Source organism: Mesorhizobium sp. WSM4809 (assembly GCF_055811655.1).
Map to the genome: position 1 here is coordinate 211,868 of NZ_JBVVQW010000008.1, position 17,427 is coordinate 229,294.

8 protein-coding genes are annotated in these 17,427 nt (G+C 58.8%); 4 read left to right on the top strand and 4 right to left on the bottom strand.

Annotation, left to right across the window (positions count from 1 at the left end):
• Window positions 1-5: 5 nt before the first annotated feature.
• From AC0L24_RS21365 to AC0L24_RS21375, 3 genes are read left to right on the top strand one after another with little or no spacing between them, the layout of a single operon-like run.
• Window positions 6-848, top strand: a complete 843-nt coding sequence (locus AC0L24_RS21365; RefSeq protein WP_292335180.1) for an HTD2 family dehydratase — start codon at window positions 6-8, stop codon at window positions 846-848.
• Entirely contained in the window at window positions 842-1,654 is an 813-nt protein-coding gene (locus tag AC0L24_RS21370; RefSeq protein ID WP_292335179.1) for an HpcH/HpaI aldolase/citrate lyase family protein, read from the top strand. Before AC0L24_RS21365 ends, AC0L24_RS21370 begins: the two co-directional genes overlap by 7 nt.
• Before the next feature lie 25 nt (window positions 1,655-1,679).
• Entirely contained in the window at window positions 1,680-3,056 is a 1,377-nt protein-coding gene (locus AC0L24_RS21375) for an MmgE/PrpD family protein (RefSeq protein ID WP_292335177.1), read from the top strand.
• Between the two features lie 499 nt (window positions 3,057-3,555).
• Here the strand turns inward: AC0L24_RS21375 and AC0L24_RS21380 are convergent, their stop codons facing one another.
• Together AC0L24_RS21380 and AC0L24_RS21385 are read right to left on the bottom strand one after the other, a co-directional pair.
• Entirely contained in the window at window positions 3,556-5,796 is a 2,241-nt protein-coding gene (locus AC0L24_RS21380; protein ID WP_473564128.1) for an AAA family ATPase, read from the bottom strand.
• A gap of 662 nt (window positions 5,797-6,458) precedes the next feature.
• Window positions 6,459-12,026: a DUF3320 domain-containing protein gene (locus tag AC0L24_RS21385; protein WP_473564129.1), complete on the bottom strand. Its 5,568-nt coding sequence runs from the start codon at window positions 12,024-12,026 to the stop codon at window positions 6,459-6,461.
• A gap of 1,870 nt (window positions 12,027-13,896) precedes the next feature.
• On the opposite strand from AC0L24_RS21385, the gene AC0L24_RS21390 reads away from it, so the two are divergent.
• A complete protein-coding gene (locus AC0L24_RS21390; protein WP_473564132.1) occupies window positions 13,897-14,262 on the top strand; it encodes a helix-turn-helix transcriptional regulator in 366 nt (121 codons plus the stop codon).
• Here AC0L24_RS21390 and AC0L24_RS21395 read toward each other — a convergent pair.
• Window positions 14,243-15,496, bottom strand: coding sequence for a tyrosine-type recombinase/integrase (locus tag AC0L24_RS21395; RefSeq protein ID WP_473564130.1), 1,254 nt, complete (start codon window positions 15,494-15,496; stop codon window positions 14,243-14,245). The genes AC0L24_RS21390 and AC0L24_RS21395 overlap by 20 nt on opposite strands.
• A 318-nt stretch (window positions 15,497-15,814) precedes the next feature.
• Window positions 15,815-17,377 carry a glutamine-hydrolyzing GMP synthase gene (guaA, locus tag AC0L24_RS21400; RefSeq protein WP_023809008.1) on the bottom strand — a complete coding sequence of 521 codons (1,563 nt, stop codon included), beginning with the start codon at window positions 17,375-17,377 and terminating at the stop codon, window positions 15,815-15,817.
• Window positions 17,378-17,427 lie beyond the last annotated feature (50 nt).

Here is a 17,427-nt window from a genome sequence, read left to right on the forward strand (position 1 = left end):
ACCTCATGAGCCTGGACACAAGCACACTGCAGGAATGGGTTGGACGCACGCACGAGGTCGAGGATGTTGTGACCCCGCGCCTGCTGGCCAGCTTTGGCGCCACGCTTGGGGACCACGCGGCGCAGACTGCCGAGGGCGCGGCCGCGCCCGGACTGCATTGGTGCCTGACACCCGACATTGCCGCCATGCGAGAACTCGGACCTGACGGGCACCCGGCCAAAGGCGGCTTCCTGCCGCCGGTGCCGCTTCCGCGTCGCATGTGGGCTGCCAGCGACGTGCGTTTCATAGCGCCGATCCGCTCTGGCGACCGCATCCGCCGCCGCTCGACGTTGGCCGCCATCGAGGAGAAGCAGGGCCGCACCGGCCCGCTCACCTTCGTCACGGTCCGGCACGACATCGCCAACGATTCCGGTCCGGTCATCGAGGAGGACCAGACCATCGTTTATCGCGGCGCCGAAGCCGCTGCTGCGTCCCCTGCCCCGCCGGCCAATTCGCCCCTGGCCACATCGCACGAGCGCACGATCGACATCGATCCCGTGCTGCTCTTTCGATATTCCGCGCTGACGTTCAACGGGCATCGCATCCACTACGACGCGCCCTATGCCACGGGGGTCGAGCACTATCCCGGGCTCGTCATCCATGGCCCGCTGCAGGCGACGCTGCTGATGAACTTCGCCGCCGCCATTGTCGGTCAGTCGCCGCGCCGTTTCTCATTCCGCGGCGTCCATCCGGCGACTGGCCCGCAGCGCCTGCTTCTGAGCGCAACATCCCCAGGCCAGGACGGCATGGCTCTCGAGGCACGGTCGTCCGACGGCCATGTGACGGTGAAAGCCACGGCGCAATGGTGAGCTTCGTCACGCCTGTCGTGCCGCTATTCGTGCCGGGCTCACGTCCTGAGCGGTTTGCCAAAGCCGACAGCAGCGGCGCGGACGCGGTCGTTCTAGACCTCGAGGATGCTGTCGCCCCTGGCGACAAGGACCGCGCTCGGGAAGCGGTCGTTGCTCATGCAGCCGCGCTGAAATCCGCGGTCGTGGTCCGCATCAATGCCGCGGGAACACCCTGGCACGAAGCGGACATCGACGCCGTGCGGCGCCTCGACGGCGTCTCCGTCATGCTGCCCAAGGCAGAACATCCGGAAGACATTGCCGATATGGCCAGGCACATGGCACGCAGCGTTTCCGTCATCGCGCTGGTCGAGAGCGCCGTCGGTCTCGCCAACTTGCCGGACATATTGGCCACCTCTGGCGTCGTTGCCGCCGCCTTCGGCTCGGTCGACTTCTCGCTCGATCTCGGTTGCGCGCATGATCGGCTGATCCTGCTTGCGGCTCGCAACGAAATCGTCTGGCGTTCGCGCGCGGCTGGCCGGGCCGCGCCGATCGACGGCGTAACGACCGACCTGAACAGTCCCGAAATCACCGAGGATGACGCCCGCCACGCCATGAAGATGGGTTTTGGCGGCAAGATGGCCATCCATCCGAGGCAGATCGAGCCGATTCGCAATGGCTTTCGCCCGAGCGATAGTGACATCGCATGGGCACGCGACATCATTGGCGCGGCCTCACCAGGCGAAGTCAGCCTGGTGAAAGGCGAGATGGTGGATCGACCGGTCGTCAAACGTGCAAGGCAAGTCCTGCGCCGGGCCGCTTTGGTCTGAAGGGCATGCAGAGGAGAAGTAACCGATGAGCACGGACACCGCCGATTGGCCGACCGCCAGGCTTTGCGCCTTCATCGCCGAACTCGACTTCGAACAGATCCCGCCGCGCGTCGTTCATTTCGCGCAAGGACTGATGATCGACTGGCTCGGCTCGGCGCTGGCCGGCAAGGGCGCGCACCAGATCGAGATGATCGACGGCTTTGCGCGTGCCATGGGGCCGGCGGACGGCCCAAGCACCATCATCCCGACGCGGCGGCGCACAAGCCCCTACTTCGCAGCGATGGTCAATGCGGCGGCCTCCCATGTCGTGGAACAGGACGACGTTCACAACGGCTCGGTCTTTCACCCGGCGGCGGTGATCTTTCCGGCCGTTTTGGCGGTTGCGGAGGCTGAGGGGAAGACCGGCCGCGAAGTCCTGACTGCCTGCATCGCCGGCTATGAAGTGGGCATCCGCGTGGGAGAATTCCTCGGACGCTCGCACTACGAGATATTCCACACCACCGGCACGGCTGGCGCAGTGGCAGCAGCCGCGGCGGTCGGCAAGTTGATCGGGTTGGACGCAGCCGGGCTCAACCATGCTGTCGGCTCGGCCGGTACGCAGGCGGCAGGTCTCTGGGAATTTCTGCGTGACGCTGCCGATTCCAAGCAACTCCATACCGCGCGAGCGGCCGCCAACGGTCTGTTCGCTGCCTATCTGGCGCGCGATGGCTTCAAGGGCGCCGCGCGGATCCTCGAAGGCCAGCAAGGAATGGCTGCCGGCATGTCCAGCGACGCCGATCCGGCCCGCCTGACGGACGGGCTCGGCAGCCGTTGGACAACCGAGGAGACCTCCTTCAAATGGCACGCAGCCTGCCGGCACACTCATCCGGCCGCCGACGCGCTGCAGTCTCTCATGCGCCGCGAAGGGCTCGGTCCGGACGACATCACCGACGTGGTGGCCCATGTCCATCAGGGAGCCATCGATGTCCTGGGCGCGGTGGTCATTCCGCAAACCGTCCACCAGGCGAAGTTCTCCATGGGCACGGTTTTGGGGCTGATCGCCGTTCACGGCGTCGCCGACCTCGACGCGTTCGAACACCACGCGCTTGCGGACACCCGCGTCGCACGCTTCCGCGCGAAGGTGCGTATGGAACTCGACGCCGAGGTCGACACCCTTTATCCCAAGCAGTGGGTCGGCAAGGTGAGCGTCACGACCGTTGACGGCCGCAAATTCAATGCCCGCGTCGACGAGCCCAAGGGAGATCCCGGCAACACCCTTTCGAAACAGGAACTGGAAGCCAAGGCCATACGTCTTGCCGAATTTCGAGGCGGGGCCACCGCTGACGAGATGCGTCGCTGCATAGCCCGTGTCTGGAAACTCGATCAGCCCGGGAGCACGGCGGAAATATTTGCGGAGAGTTAGCCCGCTGTCGCGCCGAAGGACTGCACCCGCCCGAAACGGATGGAACGAGCGCATTGCGGCAGTTCGATTCCTTTCGCGCCGCCCTATGTTGTAAAGCAGTTTGATCGGCAGTCCTCGGGAGCCCATTATAAATCAGTGAATTCAACGAGATCGACGGAGATTCGCCAACCTGATTTGGCTAACCGAGGCAAATAAAACACGACAACTTATTGATAAATAGCGATAATGGTGGGCCCGGAGGGCGAATGAAAATCGTTGATTCTGTTGCCTTTTTCGTGGGCACCTATCCATGAACCTTCCCGTATCGTTCCGTACGGTTCCGCCACTGTTGCCGCTCAAAATGCGGCATCAGAAGATATCTCCTCAAGCTGATCGCGAAGGTCACCTCTGTCACGACTGCAGACCGTCGGCTATCGGAACGACTGCAGCGGATTACTGCCATTTGCTCACAGGCGACTGATCGTTCGGCAACGCCAGTCATCCAGGCTCCTGAAGAGTGTCAGCGTGTTGCTTCAAGCGAGCCGTAATGAACGGGGTCGTGGTTCCGCACGGCATCCAGGATCAATGTAACGATTGCTTGCGCCTCACTCATGTCTGGTAAACGCATTCCGGCACTTCTCGAAAGCGTGTGAGAATAGAAATGCATAAATTTGCGGGCGCGCTCAGCATCAACCGGATCGGTGATGAGACGATCAATACTGCTATCTATGTTAACGTGCTCGAGGAACTTGAACGAAGCGTACCCTTCGATGAATCTCCTCGCCATATTGCCGAGATTGAAGATGATCTGATGATCATTCTGGGGGTTCTCGGCGTAGCCGGCAATCTGGTGAAAGATGTAGAGGTACTCGGAGCGATATTTCTGAATGCTGTCAGGGCATGGAATAATCTTCGAAGCGACAAGGCCATTCGCGTCCGTCCGCTCAACGAGATATGTCCGATACATCTGATCAGTCATCTTCCTCATCCAATCCAGCATGAGATTGAAAAACTCATGGCTGTGGGTCGAGATGAACAGTTGCCTGGCCAGACATTCATGCCTGGCGGGTTTGGGCGCCCCTTCGTTGAACCGGTAAAATATGGTTCTGATGAATGCGCAAACGTGCAGAAGATGGTGCGCGTCAAGGCTCGATATCGGATCGTCGATATAGACAATGGTCTGCGAGAGATTGTTTCCGTTTTCGAGCAGCTTGGTGATGAAGTAACAGAAGGCGATCGCCGTACGCTCGCCTTCGCTCAAGTTTCGGGCAGGTGCTTCGCCGCGCATCAGCTGAAAACGGTCGCTGTCAGTGACTTTCACCTGAATATCGGCTTTCCCGAAAAATTGCCGAAGGGTCTCGTTGATGGCTTCCGCACCTTTGGTCGCGTTTGAGAGTTCCGCCTGAAGGTTGGCGATCTCCAGATCAAGGACAACAAGGGGCGCTTCAGAGTCCGTTACAGCTTTCTTCTGAGCACCAATTCGGACCTCAAGTGCAAACCGATCTATCCGGCGCATCGCGTCGGCTGCGTAATGATCCTTTAGCATGGCAACAGCTTCGTTGCGCGCGGAGCTGAACCGACGGGTGCGATCATTGTTCTCGTCTATCAGGGCCTGAAAACGCCTCGCTGCCGCAGCGAGTGGATCGGATTGTGGTTCGACGTCCGGTGCCTGCACAATGTCGAACGGATTTCTCTGCTTTATCTTCAGGGCATCGATGAGCGCCTGTATGGCACCGTTGAAGCCGTCTCTAGCGAGTGCCAGCTCGCGACCAGCCTGTATATGTCCATCGTGCAGATCCGCATAAAAGCCTGATCGGGGATAGGCGGCACCGGAAAACTCCATCCGTTGCCCAGTAAGTTCATCAATCGTTGTGGTGATCCGCTTCATGAGATCATCAAACGCATCGGAAAAGTGGGCGTTGAGTGCCGCCTTGCGCGCGGTAGTCAGTTCTCCTTCGCAGAATTCACAGTGCGACTTGCCGTCATGCAGGTGTCGCCCATGTTCAACCCATGTTGCAATATCCGGGTGTTCCACAAGGCGCGCGATCGTGGCAGATGAATCGATCTGGTCGCTCAGGAGAGCAATGCCGTCGCGCCAGAGTTGGTTGATGGAGTGCGTGACAATCGGAAGATCGGGCAGAACATCCTTCTGCTCGGCACTCACTTTGCCGCGTGCTGCCTGAACCTGCTCGGGAGGTAGCGCATCGGGCATCGTGCCATTCCAAGCACTGATTATGGGACGCAGGTTAGTCCTGTTGAAACGGCCGACCGGAAGCTCGTTCACGATCTGGCTGGCACAATCCGTTTCAGCCTTACTGATTCTGTCATCAAGTCTCTTGGCCTCAGCGACGGCTGCCTTACGCTGATCGTCGAGTTGCGCGCGCTGCATTTGCTTCTGTACTAGGTTATCGCGTCGTTCGATATTTTCGGCACCGAGCAGGAGGATGGGATTGAAACCGTCGGCATCATCCCAACGAAGATGTGCTTTGCGGAAATCCTCATTGAAGACACGTACGTTGCAGGGCGTTGCAAAGGAATGATCATACTGTGTGCCGTCAGCGTGCACCACGTCAAAGCGCGCATTGGGATAATCCGGATGAAGTGCGCCATCTTCCAGGCAGCGAAACACACGCGACAGCGTTGTCTTTCCTGAGTAATTCCAGCCGTAAATCAGATTGAACGGCGCGAACTCCGGTAAGGTACCTCCGGTGAAGTTGTTGAAGACACCGAAATCCTTGATGCTAGAAATACGTCTGAACATAATGTCCACCCTAAAATGCGATTCGTTGCTCTAGCCAACCAGCACTCGCAACGCCTGGCGGGTTCCGCCGAAAAGTTTCGAACGGCCATCTTGCGCCCGCGGCAAGTTGGCGGGCGCTGGTGGATAGTCGTCCATCGTGACGCACGCGTCAGTCAGGTCTGGGCTTAAGCGATCAGGCCGGTGCGAGGTCCGATCCTTCCGCCAGCGAATGGCAGCGGTCTCCTCACGGAGCGCCATGTCCAGCTGCGCCTTAACCTCGCTACACTTACCTATTTGGAAGTGGAATAATATACAGTCAGATTTCTAATGCATCAAACCCTCTTCCTTCTAAGGACTTTGTAGACGCGGAGATTCGCACCCACGTTCGGCGGACCATCCATTGTGGAGAACAGTATCATTTATTTCTACCGGCCATCTGCGGGTGAGCAAGTCTAGTTGTTCAGCTGAAAAATACGATTCGCAAATTGGATTCTCTGGCGTCAACTCAATCATCGAAACTAGCGTAACAACTCGCTGAACAACGCAGCGGTGAATCGAGATGGATGTCGGCCGTGTGAACAAATCGAAATGCCATTCAGTCTCCAGCCAAGGACAGGGTTCGTCCCAGGTTCGCTCTGATTTAGCGAGGGCGATTAAGCCCACCCTCACATTTCGCTGATTTCTTACTGAGCGTTTGCGCCGTCTATCAGCAGCCCGTCTTGGTACCGCAACGATCCCTTGGCGACAGCAGCGGCGACCGCCGTTGAAATCAATTGCCTCAATTGAGCGCTTGTGGCTTTGAAGCCCAGCATCCTCGCGATGCTCGGTCCAATTTCGTCCTCCGTCGCGCCGAGATTGGATCTCACCACCTCAATGGCTCCTTGGGCAACTTCTTCCGATGAGATCATTTCGGGCTTACGCAATCCAGGGGACATGACACCGCTGCGGTCCCGTAGCTGAATAGGGGCGCCGGGCTTAAAGCAGAAGCCGCCCCGCCGTGCCACCGCTCCCCGTGCTTCGGCGACAAGAAGGCCGCGCTCAATCGCGTCCTGAATTCTACCGCCGGCCCGCTGCAGGCCCCACGCAAGCCGAATACGCGATACTACCTCATCGAGATGGATTGGCGTCTCCGCAGCCACGACCTGCTCGACCAGCCCAGCCAGAAGACCGGTGGGCGTCTCGTGAAGTTCAAACTGGCCGGGCGGTCTCTGTATATGGGCTTCCGAGTAGGTCCGATCTGGTGCCGCGGTTCCGTTGGCGGTTTCCAAGCCGATTTCGGTGACATTACCTCGGTCGACGGTTACGACTTGTACGGCTGCGGCACGGCTTCTCTGGTTTCCCAACTCTGCTCGTTCAGCGAGTTCTCTTGTCGCAGCATCAATCGCTGCCACTGTCCGCTCGAGCTGTTCGCGCGGCCGTTGGAACCAATCAGCGCTCCAAATGCGATGTATGATCCAGCCATGGTCTTCCAGGACAGCCTGACGCAGCCGATCCCGATCTCTGGCAGAGCGCGACGAATGATACTCAGCGCCGTCGCATTCGATGCCTAGTAGGTAGCGCCCTGGCCGCTCCGGATCAGCAACCGCCAGATCGATGAAGAAGCCCGCGATACCGACTTGCGCATGGACCTGATAGCCTCGTTCAATCAATGCGTTGGCTACCTGTTCTTCAAAGATTGAATCCATCTCCCGGGTCGTCGTCTGGGCGAGCGAGATACGCCCGGTCCTCGCATAGTGCAAAAAGAGCTTGAAGGCGAACACCCCCTTGCCCTTTCCGCGCTCAAGGTCGATGTCTTCATCTGTTATCGACGCGTACACTTCACAGGCACGCTTGGCCCGGCTTATGAGAACGTTGAGGCGACGCTCACCGCCTTCCGAACCGAGTGGGCCGAAGCGCATGGCCATATAGCCCTGGGCATTCTTCGCGTACCCTACCGAGATAATGATCACATCCCGCTCGTCGCCTTGAACGTTCTCCAGGTTCTTGACGAAAAACGGCTCACTCGGATGGGCGTGGAAGAAGTCTTCCGTGTCGGTATTCAGTCGCCGCAGCGCTTCAAGCTCATCTTGGATCGCACGACGCTGGCTAACAGAGAAAGTCGCAACGCCCAGAGACTCCTGCGGATTCGATTTCGCATGACGGATGATCGCTTCTGCTACAGCTCGCGCCTCGATCGGGTTCGTTCCGGTCCCTCCTGAATCGAACACCCCGTCCGGCACGTGATGGAATCGCAGCCCCATGCCGGCCTCCTGGGTGAAGGGGCTCGGCACAATGAAGAGCCGGTTCTCGTAGAACTGGCTATTCGACACGGCGATCAGCGATTGATGGCGACTGCGGTAGTGCCATCGAAGCATCCGCTGCGGCAAACCACGAGCCGTGAAAAGCCCGAGGATGCTCTCGATATCAGCGACCTGTGCACCCTCTCCGTCATCATCTTCAGACTGCGAGCCCGTCATCTTCGCGAAAAATGTGGTCGGCGGCAGTTGCCGTTCATCGCCAACGACAACCACCTGGTTCGCCCTGGCAATTGCGCCGAGCGCATCCACCGGCTGGATCTGAGACGCTTCGTCCATAACCAAGAGGTCGAACGACATCCGACCGGGCGACAAAAACTGTGCCACCGAAAGCGGGCTCATCATGAACACCGGCTTCAGCGCTTGGACAGCAGGCCCTGCCTTGAGCATCAACTGCCGGACAGGCATATGGCCTCTCTTGCGAGCCATCTCAGATCGAAGTAATCCGACAGGCCCAGCTCCGCCATCTCTTGGAGGTATCTTCCGATGATGTGCGGTCACGACCTCGATGGCGCTAGCCTTGATCCTTTGTCGGTCCAAATCAGCAAAGTCGCGGACAGCTCTGGAATGGAGCTCGCCGTCGAACCTCCCTAGCTCCGGCTCTCTATAAGCCATCGCCGTCAGCATTTTCTCGTAATAGGCCATATCGAAAACCGACCGCGCCAATGCGGTTGGAATCTGGCCGTTGGCAAGGCCGTCTATCAACTGCCCTAATCCGGCCTTTCGGGCAGTGTCGGATCGTTCTTCGTAGGCAACCCATTTCGAGAGCTGTTCGTGATGCTCGACCCAACCCTGCAATCGAGCAATCAACTCGGGTATCACGACCTCGGAGAAATCGCCTATTCCAAACAACGACGAAGCGTCTGCTTTCAAATCCTCTGCAACCGCCCTGAATTGCAGCGCCGCGGCTTGGGTCGCTTCTCGCGTTGCACGAGCTGATTTCGCAATCTCGACCCTGTCAGGCAAACGGGCGACAAGGTGTCGAAGTGCGCTATTATTTTTCAGCCAGAGCTCGGCCTGCGTAAGCGCGGCCCAGTTGGATCCTCGCCCGAGCCAAGACGAACCGAATGCTGACGTGCCAAGGGCGTGAGCCGCATCGATCTCTTGAGCAAGCGTCTGTAGGGCGCCCAGGCGTCTTACGAGCTCCAGCCGATGCGACAACTGATCGGGCACGGTGGCCAGAAGCTCTCTAGACGCTTCGTCCGCTTGTGCCACGGCGCGCGCCTTCACTTCCATCAGCTGCAGTGAAGCTCTTTCTGCGGAAGCCACGTCACCCAGCATGGACGGCGCGAGGTGACTGAGATCATTCCAGAAGCCCTCGATCATCGGCCGGCCGATATCGATCACCTTGCGAACCCGGAGCGCCCGCGCGCCCGCTTCGGAGCGTTCGGCCATCCGCCCAGCGATAAGACGCGGTTCCGAGCCAAGCCCCCTCAGCGTGCGCATCCATTCCACCAGCGCCAGGAGCGGTGCCGACGACGATTTCTCCCGGCGCCAATCTGCTCCGAAGGCGGAACGACCAAAGGTGTCGCCATCACGGACCCTCGAGGCCGCCGCTTGTCCCTTCATCAATACGTCTAGGAGACGCACGATCTCGGTCGGCGGCGCGTTGGAATCAACCAGAAGGGATCGCACAAGTGCTTTGGCGCGACGGTAGTCGCCGCTCAGTGCCTTCAACAGTCCGGTATGGGTGGCGAGAGCCTGCCTTGTCGGTGCTACGTCCGTGTTCCAGGCAGCGTCGACAACCTTGCCGCTCAGTTCTGCTTGAACCGCCTCAAGCGTTGCGACGCTCTCGGCAAGATCTGCTGCTTGTTCAAGTCCTGAGTCCCACACAGTCGCAGCAAACGCTTCCGGACTTGCGTCAGGTGCGGCCGCAACTCTTTCCCCCATCACGATGAGTCTAACGAGCCCTGCCAGCGTGTCCGGTACAACCGTTGACCCCAGCTCCTGGTTCAACCGCTCCGCTTCATCCCGCAATCGCGGGAGCAGAACGGCCAGCTGGTGCGCGCGGACAAAGCCGTCTTTCGGAAATTCCGATGGCAGTTTCGCAAGCTCTGTCTCGAGATCGTCAATTGGGGTGTCGATCGCCGTCGCCGCCAAATGCTGAGAAACGTCTTCGAATTTGCGGGCGAAATCCGTTCCTGTCCAAAGGACCGACGCGATTTCCTTCGGCTGGTCGTCCCACGCCAGCGAGACCAACGCGTCGGCGGGCAGCTCTGGTGCAGAAGCAAGAAGTTCCGCGCGACCTTCTATCTCGCCGCTGTCGCTCAGAATTCGCGGAGGCTCGGCCTCGATCCGCGCGGCAATGTCAATCAGTTTGGCCTGTACGGCCTTCGCTTGATCCAGCAAGGATGATACCCGCGGGACAAACCGTTCGACGGTGGTCGGCAGTACCACATCCAGGCCAACCCCTCTCCAGGGATGGTGGATGGGTAGCCCGATTTCGTTGATCCGCTGAGAGACCTCGTCGAGCAGCTTCCGGCGTGACGAGACGCCCTCACTCGTCCAATCGGTGGCACCCTCGAGTTTGATATCAACGGGTTTTTGCCCGCTCTGCCTGAGCCGTGTTAACTGGCCGAACACCTGGTACGGCGTCAGGGCGGATGAGCCAAACGGTACATGCAGCCGGTCGGCATGCGCATTGAGTTTATCTCGCGCCTGCAACAACTGGTCGGTGAGCGCAGACGGAAATTGGCCTCGTGGCGATCCGAGCTGCCAGGTGCGGCGCAACTCCTCCAGCATCATGCGCTTATTCGCCTTGTTGCTGTGGAGTTCCAGGCAAGCGTCCCCTACCCCGGCATTGTCGAGGCGACGCTTAACGACCTCCAGCGCGGCCATTTTTTCGGCTACGAAAAGGACGGTTTTTCCGTCGGCCACGGCCGACGCGATAACGTTTGCAATCGTCTGCGATTTGCCTGTGCCGGGAGGACCTTGGATCACAAGGTCGCGCCCCTTCCTGACATCATGGATCGCGAGCGTCTGGGAACTGTCGCTGTCGACGATATGCAACATCTCCGCAGGCGCAATGTGCGGATCGATCGCGATATCGTCAGACATCAGCGGCTCGGGTGCTTCAAAGCCGTCTGAAAGGAGCGAGCGGATCTTTGGCTGTTCGATGATCTTGGTGCCATCGGGCCAGATTTCGGGATCAAGGTCCCGGTACATCAAAAACTTCGCGAACGAGAAGAACCCCAGCACCATGTCGTCCCGGAGCACCTCCCAACCCTCTTTGGTTGAGATCGCTGCGGCCACGGCATCGAGGTACTTTGAGGCGTCGAAGTCGTCTCCAGCATCGAAGCTCGGCATGGCGAGCTTGTGCATCCGATCGAGATAGAGTTCGAGAGAGAGATTCGCGCTCTGATCCTCAGGCCGTGCGCGTAACCGGAACTTCTCTCCGGCCGTTCCTCGCTCGAGACGAGCCGGTACCAAAATGAGCGGTGCTTGACGAATGTTTTCCTTGTTGTTCGGGTCAACCCACTTCAGCATTCCGAGCGCCAGAAAGAGGACGTTAACGCCCTGCTCCTCTTCTAGCGTCCTGGCATCGTGGTAGAGATCAAGAAGGCGGCGTTGCAAGCCGGTGGGAGTCATCCGCGTCTGCAGCTTGGTGTCTGAATGTCGCGCCGAGATCCCCCGATCGTCGACCCCATCGTCCTCTGGCTGAGCCAGGGAAATGAGCGAGTGGTCAATCTCGTCATCCGCGGCGGCTTCTTGGCCTGCCTTCGGTCTATCGGGCTTGCCGGCGAGGAAGGTAAAGGCCTTGCCTTCCTTCACCAGCAACCGATAAATCTCGGACGACTTCTCATCGACGATGTCGATCGTCTTCGCGCTCTTGGAAAACCGCGGCACGTTCAAAAGCCGATTGCGCGCGGAAAGGTCGAGCAGCTCCATCCTGGCACGCTCGAGTTTCTCCCTCAGAGGCAGATCGCTCTGGAAGACCGATTTTTCCACGTCAGACAACTACACCCCCATGCAGAACGAACCACATAGAACCTAACGCAATGGCAGTCGCAAGAAAAAAACCAGTCGCGTTTGAAATTTGTGAATAAAGGGTTTCATGCCGGCTAAGCCTCAATATTTGAAGGCCGACGGGACGGGCTGCCTGCTCAAGCAATCGCGCCATTTTGTATGGGACAATTGCCGAACCTAGAGACGCGATGGAGCCGTCTTCAGACCCAGTTTGCTCTCTCTTTGTTCCGATCAACTGCGCCAAACAGCACATAGGTTGGATGCGCCGGAAGGTGGCATATAGCGTCACCGATCGCTTGGGGTTAACGCTAGAGAGCGACGCAAGAGGATATCGTAGACGGCTCGGTGTCGCCTACCAGCTGTGATGACCCTGGGGTCACCCTCCGTCTAGTTCTCCAGAGCTAAAAAATCCCTGATGTTAGCGAATGTATCTGGATCGTGGATTGAGCCCTTAGATGCTCCCGTAGCGACTCATCATCTTGGAATAACTTCAACATGTCGTGAATGAGGAATTCGGCCAGCTTTCCAGTCCTACCGCTGAATTGGCTATCTAGGTAGGTGGCGCAAGCTACTTCCAGATCGTTTAGGAGGTCGCGAAAGGCACCGGTCCATTCAGGGTTTTTGCTATCGCCGAGGGTGGGCTCTAAGCGGGACAACATGTCGATACGTACACGAATATTCTCGTGTAGTGTAGCCACGGCCCCTGCCGAGGCTGACAATTTGTCGGTTCGCATTTGGTACAAAACTAGTCCGACGCCAACCAAGCCAAGAGGAAAGCCGATCACTGTGAAGAGATCGGCCAAATTGCTGAGACTCAAGACTTCTTCCCGCCGCTTTTCACGCCCAGCCTCGCTTTGTAGTGATCGGTACTCAGAGATTTTGTTTCGTTGGTTGCGCCAGTGCGAGTCTTCCCGTCACCGGCAGGCCTTTTAACAACTTCAATCTTCTTAACCATTCGTCCCTCAGCTGATCGCGAAACCGGCGGGCCGAAGCCCGCCGTCACTTTATTTTCCGTGCTTGGTCGGATCCACAAGCTTGTAAGTGGATCCCTTTGACGGAGTCGGCGGCAGTGGCTCATTGCGAGTCACTGTTCTTTCCGGTCCTTTGCCGCCACGTGGGCCAGTAATTTCGTACTGACCTGACCGTGGAGCGGGTTGACCAGGCCGAAGGGGAGGATTCTTCGCCATTAGTCTTACTCCTGTGGCTTGCCAATGAAGCCTCAGGACGCTAGCTACCGACCTGCTAGGGAGCGGACTCGCGGTCTTTGTTCGTCCACTCGGCGCCACATTTACCGCGAGTACGCGTAGAGACAGAGGCAGGCTACCGAATCGGCGCCTGCCTCTTTTTTATGCAGAACTTGATTGGCAAGTAAACAGAGATTCCTGTTCTGTGAGTAAGAAAGCACAAGCAATTAAGGCAGTATTACTGTCCTTCTAGTATGTCCTTTGACCTGGAAGAGCTAGAGGTACGGCACAACATCGTAGAACTCGGCCGTGGGGTGGCTCGCCAGCTCGCATCCCGAAAGCCCTTCCGAACGGAGTCATGCGGAGGGGCGGCCATTCGGGCCTGCAAAATGCCCGTGTGCACTCGGTTTGTGGGCGTTGCAAGCGGCGAGAATCGACGTGGACATTTGCTGCCTAGTGCCACCCAGCGGCAGGAGATACGGCTGAGGGGGCTTGTTGGCGTCCGTATGCGGAAGATGAGCTGGCGTGATGGCGATAGAAGATTCCAGACCTCGCTATCATAATGCCTCCAAATCTCGCCTGCTGGTCAAAGGAGACGATGGGATCGTAGTTGAGAGCTATAGCTGGATTGGAGCAGATGCACGATCTTTGATCCGAAGGAGCCCTTCGGTATGCACATGGTCAAACGGCAGAAGCCAACTCAATGCAAAAGCTGCCAAGGCATAGAGGCCGCCGCGCCAGCGGACAGCTCCCTTCCGGTTCTACCGCACATTGAGGCGCGACAGGTCGTGCGAACTGTTCGCCGATCGCAATTGCGAGAAATCGTCCCGTTATCGGACACGACCATTTATGAAATGGAACAACGAGGCGAGTTCCCCCGACGGTTCAATCTGACTCCCCGCTGCGTCGTTTGGGACCTGGGAGAAGTCGAAGCGTGGATTCAGGAACGGCGGAACGCGTCCTCTGCTGGTTCGCTCGAACTGGCCCCGGGACCAGACGTGCGGTCGCGGAAGACGAGACCCGTCAAATCGGATCGAGGATGACGGCCGCCCCGGAAATCGGCTGCAGTGTGGGTGCGTGTTTATTGCCAGCCGCCCACGCTTCAATCATGTCGGCCCATTCCTGCAGCATGTGGCGCCGCTGCGGTTCGTATTCAGCCTTGTTATAGACGCCACGGGAGGAGCGACTGTCTTCGTGGGCAAGGCATTTTTCGATCCAGTCGCGATTGAATCCGATCTCGTTTAGGAGCGTGGAGCCGGTCCGCCGTAGATCGTGCACCGTAAAGGGAGCAAGCGGCAGGTCTTGTTTTTTTGCGCGGTCCACAATCGCCATGGTAATTCGATTGAAAGTCGCGCGCGACATGGACTCGTCGGCGTCGTAGCGAGATGGAAGCACGTATCGAGAGTTCGCAGCGCAAGTCTTGAGCGCAATCATGATGTCGAGGGACTGGCGGGACAGGTAGACGTTGTGAGGCTTCTTCCGCTTCATTCGCTCTTTGGGAATGCTCCATACCGCGTTCTCGAAGTCTACCTCATCCCACGTCGCGCCCAGAAGCTCACTTTTCCGAACCATCGTGAGCAGGATCAGCTTTAGGCCCAGCCGAATGGTCGGCAACGTCGGCACGTTTTCCAGCTCTTTCAGCATGAGTCGAATTTCTACGGGTGACAACGCCCGGTCTTTCGCCTCGAAGGTGGCTATGGAAGCTGGCCCTACCTCGTCCGCCGGATTGGCGATCTTCTCGCCGTGCAGAATGGCATAACCATAGACCTGCTTAACGATATCCCGGACATGAATGGCCGTTGCTGGTGCGCCACGGTTCCTCACCTTTGCGCACAGTGCCCGCAAATCGTCCGATGTTATTTCTGTGAGGAGCCTTTTGTCCCAAATCGGCAAGATGTCTCGATCGAACACGGCCTTGCGCATCGAGCGCGTGCTGTCCGCCATCTTCGCCTCTTTAAACCACCCTCTGCCAGCATCGCCGAACGTGGCCGTCCCAGACAGGCGCCGCTTGTCACGCTGCTTTTCCTGGGCTGGGGATTTTCCGGCTGCAACCATTTTTCGTGCGGCAAGACAGCGGTCACGCGCCTCTGCTAGCGAGATGCCTCCCTCACCATAGCGGCCCAGCGTCACTGTCTCTCGCCGACCATTCACTCGGTAGTCGTATCGGAACGATATCTGCCCTGTGAGAGCCACGGTCGCGTACATACCGTCACGATCGGCGACTTTGTATATTTTATCTTTTGGTTTCAGCTTCTTAAGTGCGATGTCGGTGAGCATAGGAGGAGACAGGTGGGGCGCATATAGGGTTGTTCAATGCCTAATTTTACCGTCATTCGTTTTACCGTCAAGGGCTGTGTGAGAGCCCATTGGATTCAATGTCTTACCTCGAATGATGCCAACCTGCTTGAGTCCGGCGCAGTGACGGCATCAGTCTGCAGCGAAGATGACGCGAAACGGAATGCCGTCAAATCTACCGCCAAATGATTCTGCTTAGCGGCGATAGTCAGCGATAGACATAGAGAAGAAAGCAGATAAAATTCAGATGCTTAATGAGGTTTCCTCGATAGTCGCCGAATGCTGGCGAACGACCGAGCTTTATTCCCACTCGATTGTTCCCGGCGGCTTCGACGTCACGTCGTAGACGACACGGTTGATGCCGCGGACTTCGTTGATGATGCGGGTGGCGGCGGCGCCGAGGAAGGCCATGTCGTAGTGGTAGAAATCCGCCGTCATGCCGTCGACCGAGGTGACGGCACGCAGCGCGCAGACGAACTCGTAGGTGCGGCCATCGCCCATCACGCCGACCGTCTGCACCGGCAGCAGCACGGCAAAGGCCTGCCAGATGGCGTCGTACAGGCCGGCCTTGCGGATCTCGTCGAGATAGATGGCGTCGGCCTCGCGCAGGATCTCCAGCTTTTCGCGGGTGATCCCGCCTGGGCAGCGGATGGCGAGGCCCGGGCCGGGGAATGGATGGCGGCCGATAAAGCTTTCGGGCAGGCCGAGCTCCTTGCCGAGCGCCCTCACCTCGTCCTTGAACAGTTCGCGCAGCGGCTCGACCAGCTGCATGTTCATGCGCGCGGGCAGGCCGCCGACATTGTGGTGCGACTTGATCGTCACGGACGGGCCGCCGGTGAAGGAGACGCTTTCAATGACGTCGGGATAGAGCGTGCCCTGCGCCAGGAATTCGGCGCCGCCGAGTTTCTTGGCCTCTTCCTCGAACACCTCGATGAACAGCCGGCCGATGGTCTTGCGTTTTTTTTCCGGGTCCGACTCGCCCTCGAGGGCGTCGATGAAACGGTCCGAAGCGTTCACCAGAATGAGCGGCAAATTGTAATGCTCGCGGAACATCGCCACCACGCCCGCGGCCTCGTCCTTGCGCATCAGGCCGTGGTCGACAAGGATGCAGGTCAGCTGGTCGCCGACCGCTTCGTGGATCAACAGCGCCGCAACGGAAGAATCGACGCCGCCCGACAGCGCGCAGATGACCTTGCCCTTGCCGACCTGCTTGCGGATCGTCTCGACCGCGTGCTCGCGGTAGGCGCGCATGGTCCAGTCGCCCTCGATGCCGGCGATGTTGTGGACGAAATTCCTGAGCAGCCGGGCGCCGTCGGGCGTATGCACCACCTCGGGATGGAACATGATGCCGTACATCTTGCGCTCGATGTTGCCGAAGATGGCGAAGGGCGAGCCCTCGGACTTGCCAAACACTTCGAAGCCCTTGGGCAAGGAGATGACGCGGTCGCCATGGCTCATCCACACCTGATGGCGCTGGCCGGGCGCCCACAGGCCCTCGAACAGCGGGCTGTCCTTTTGTATCTCGACGAAGGCGCGGCCGAACTCGCGATGGTCGGAGCTTTCGGCGACGCCGCCCATCTGCACGCACATGGCCATCTGGCCGTAGCAGATGCCGAGCACCGGCACGCCGGAATCGAAGACGATCTGCGGCGCGCGCGGGCTGCCGATATCGCCGGTAGAAGCCGGGCCGCCGGAGAGGATCACGGCTTTCGGATTGATGCGCTTGAATGCCGCTTCGGCCGACTGGAACGGCACGATCTCGGAAAACACGCCGGCCTCGCGGATGCGGCGGGCGATGAGCTGGGTGAACTGGCTGCCGAAATCGACAATCAGGACGGTGTCGGGATGATTGGCTGTTTTCATGGCGAGCGTTTAGAGAAAGAAACGAGTCGACGCAATGGGTTGCTTAGCCC

Coding starts and splice junctions, on each gene's coding strand:
- AC0L24_RS21365 (WP_292335180.1), top strand. CDS start 6: ATGAGCCTGGACACAAGCACACTGCAGGAATGGGTTGGACGCACGCAC.
- AC0L24_RS21395 (WP_473564130.1), bottom strand. CDS start 15,496: ATGCTCACCGACATCGCACTTAAGAAGCTGAAACCAAAAGATAAAATA.
- AC0L24_RS21380 (WP_473564128.1), bottom strand. CDS start 5,796: ATGTTCAGACGTATTTCTAGCATCAAGGATTTCGGTGTCTTCAACAAC.
- AC0L24_RS21370 (WP_292335179.1), top strand. CDS start 842: ATGGTGAGCTTCGTCACGCCTGTCGTGCCGCTATTCGTGCCGGGCTCA.
- AC0L24_RS21375 (WP_292335177.1), top strand. CDS start 1,680: ATGAGCACGGACACCGCCGATTGGCCGACCGCCAGGCTTTGCGCCTTC.
- guaA (WP_023809008.1), bottom strand. CDS start 17,377: ATGAAAACAGCCAATCATCCCGACACCGTCCTGATTGTCGATTTCGGC.
- AC0L24_RS21390 (WP_473564132.1), top strand. CDS start 13,897: ATGGTCAAACGGCAGAAGCCAACTCAATGCAAAAGCTGCCAAGGCATA.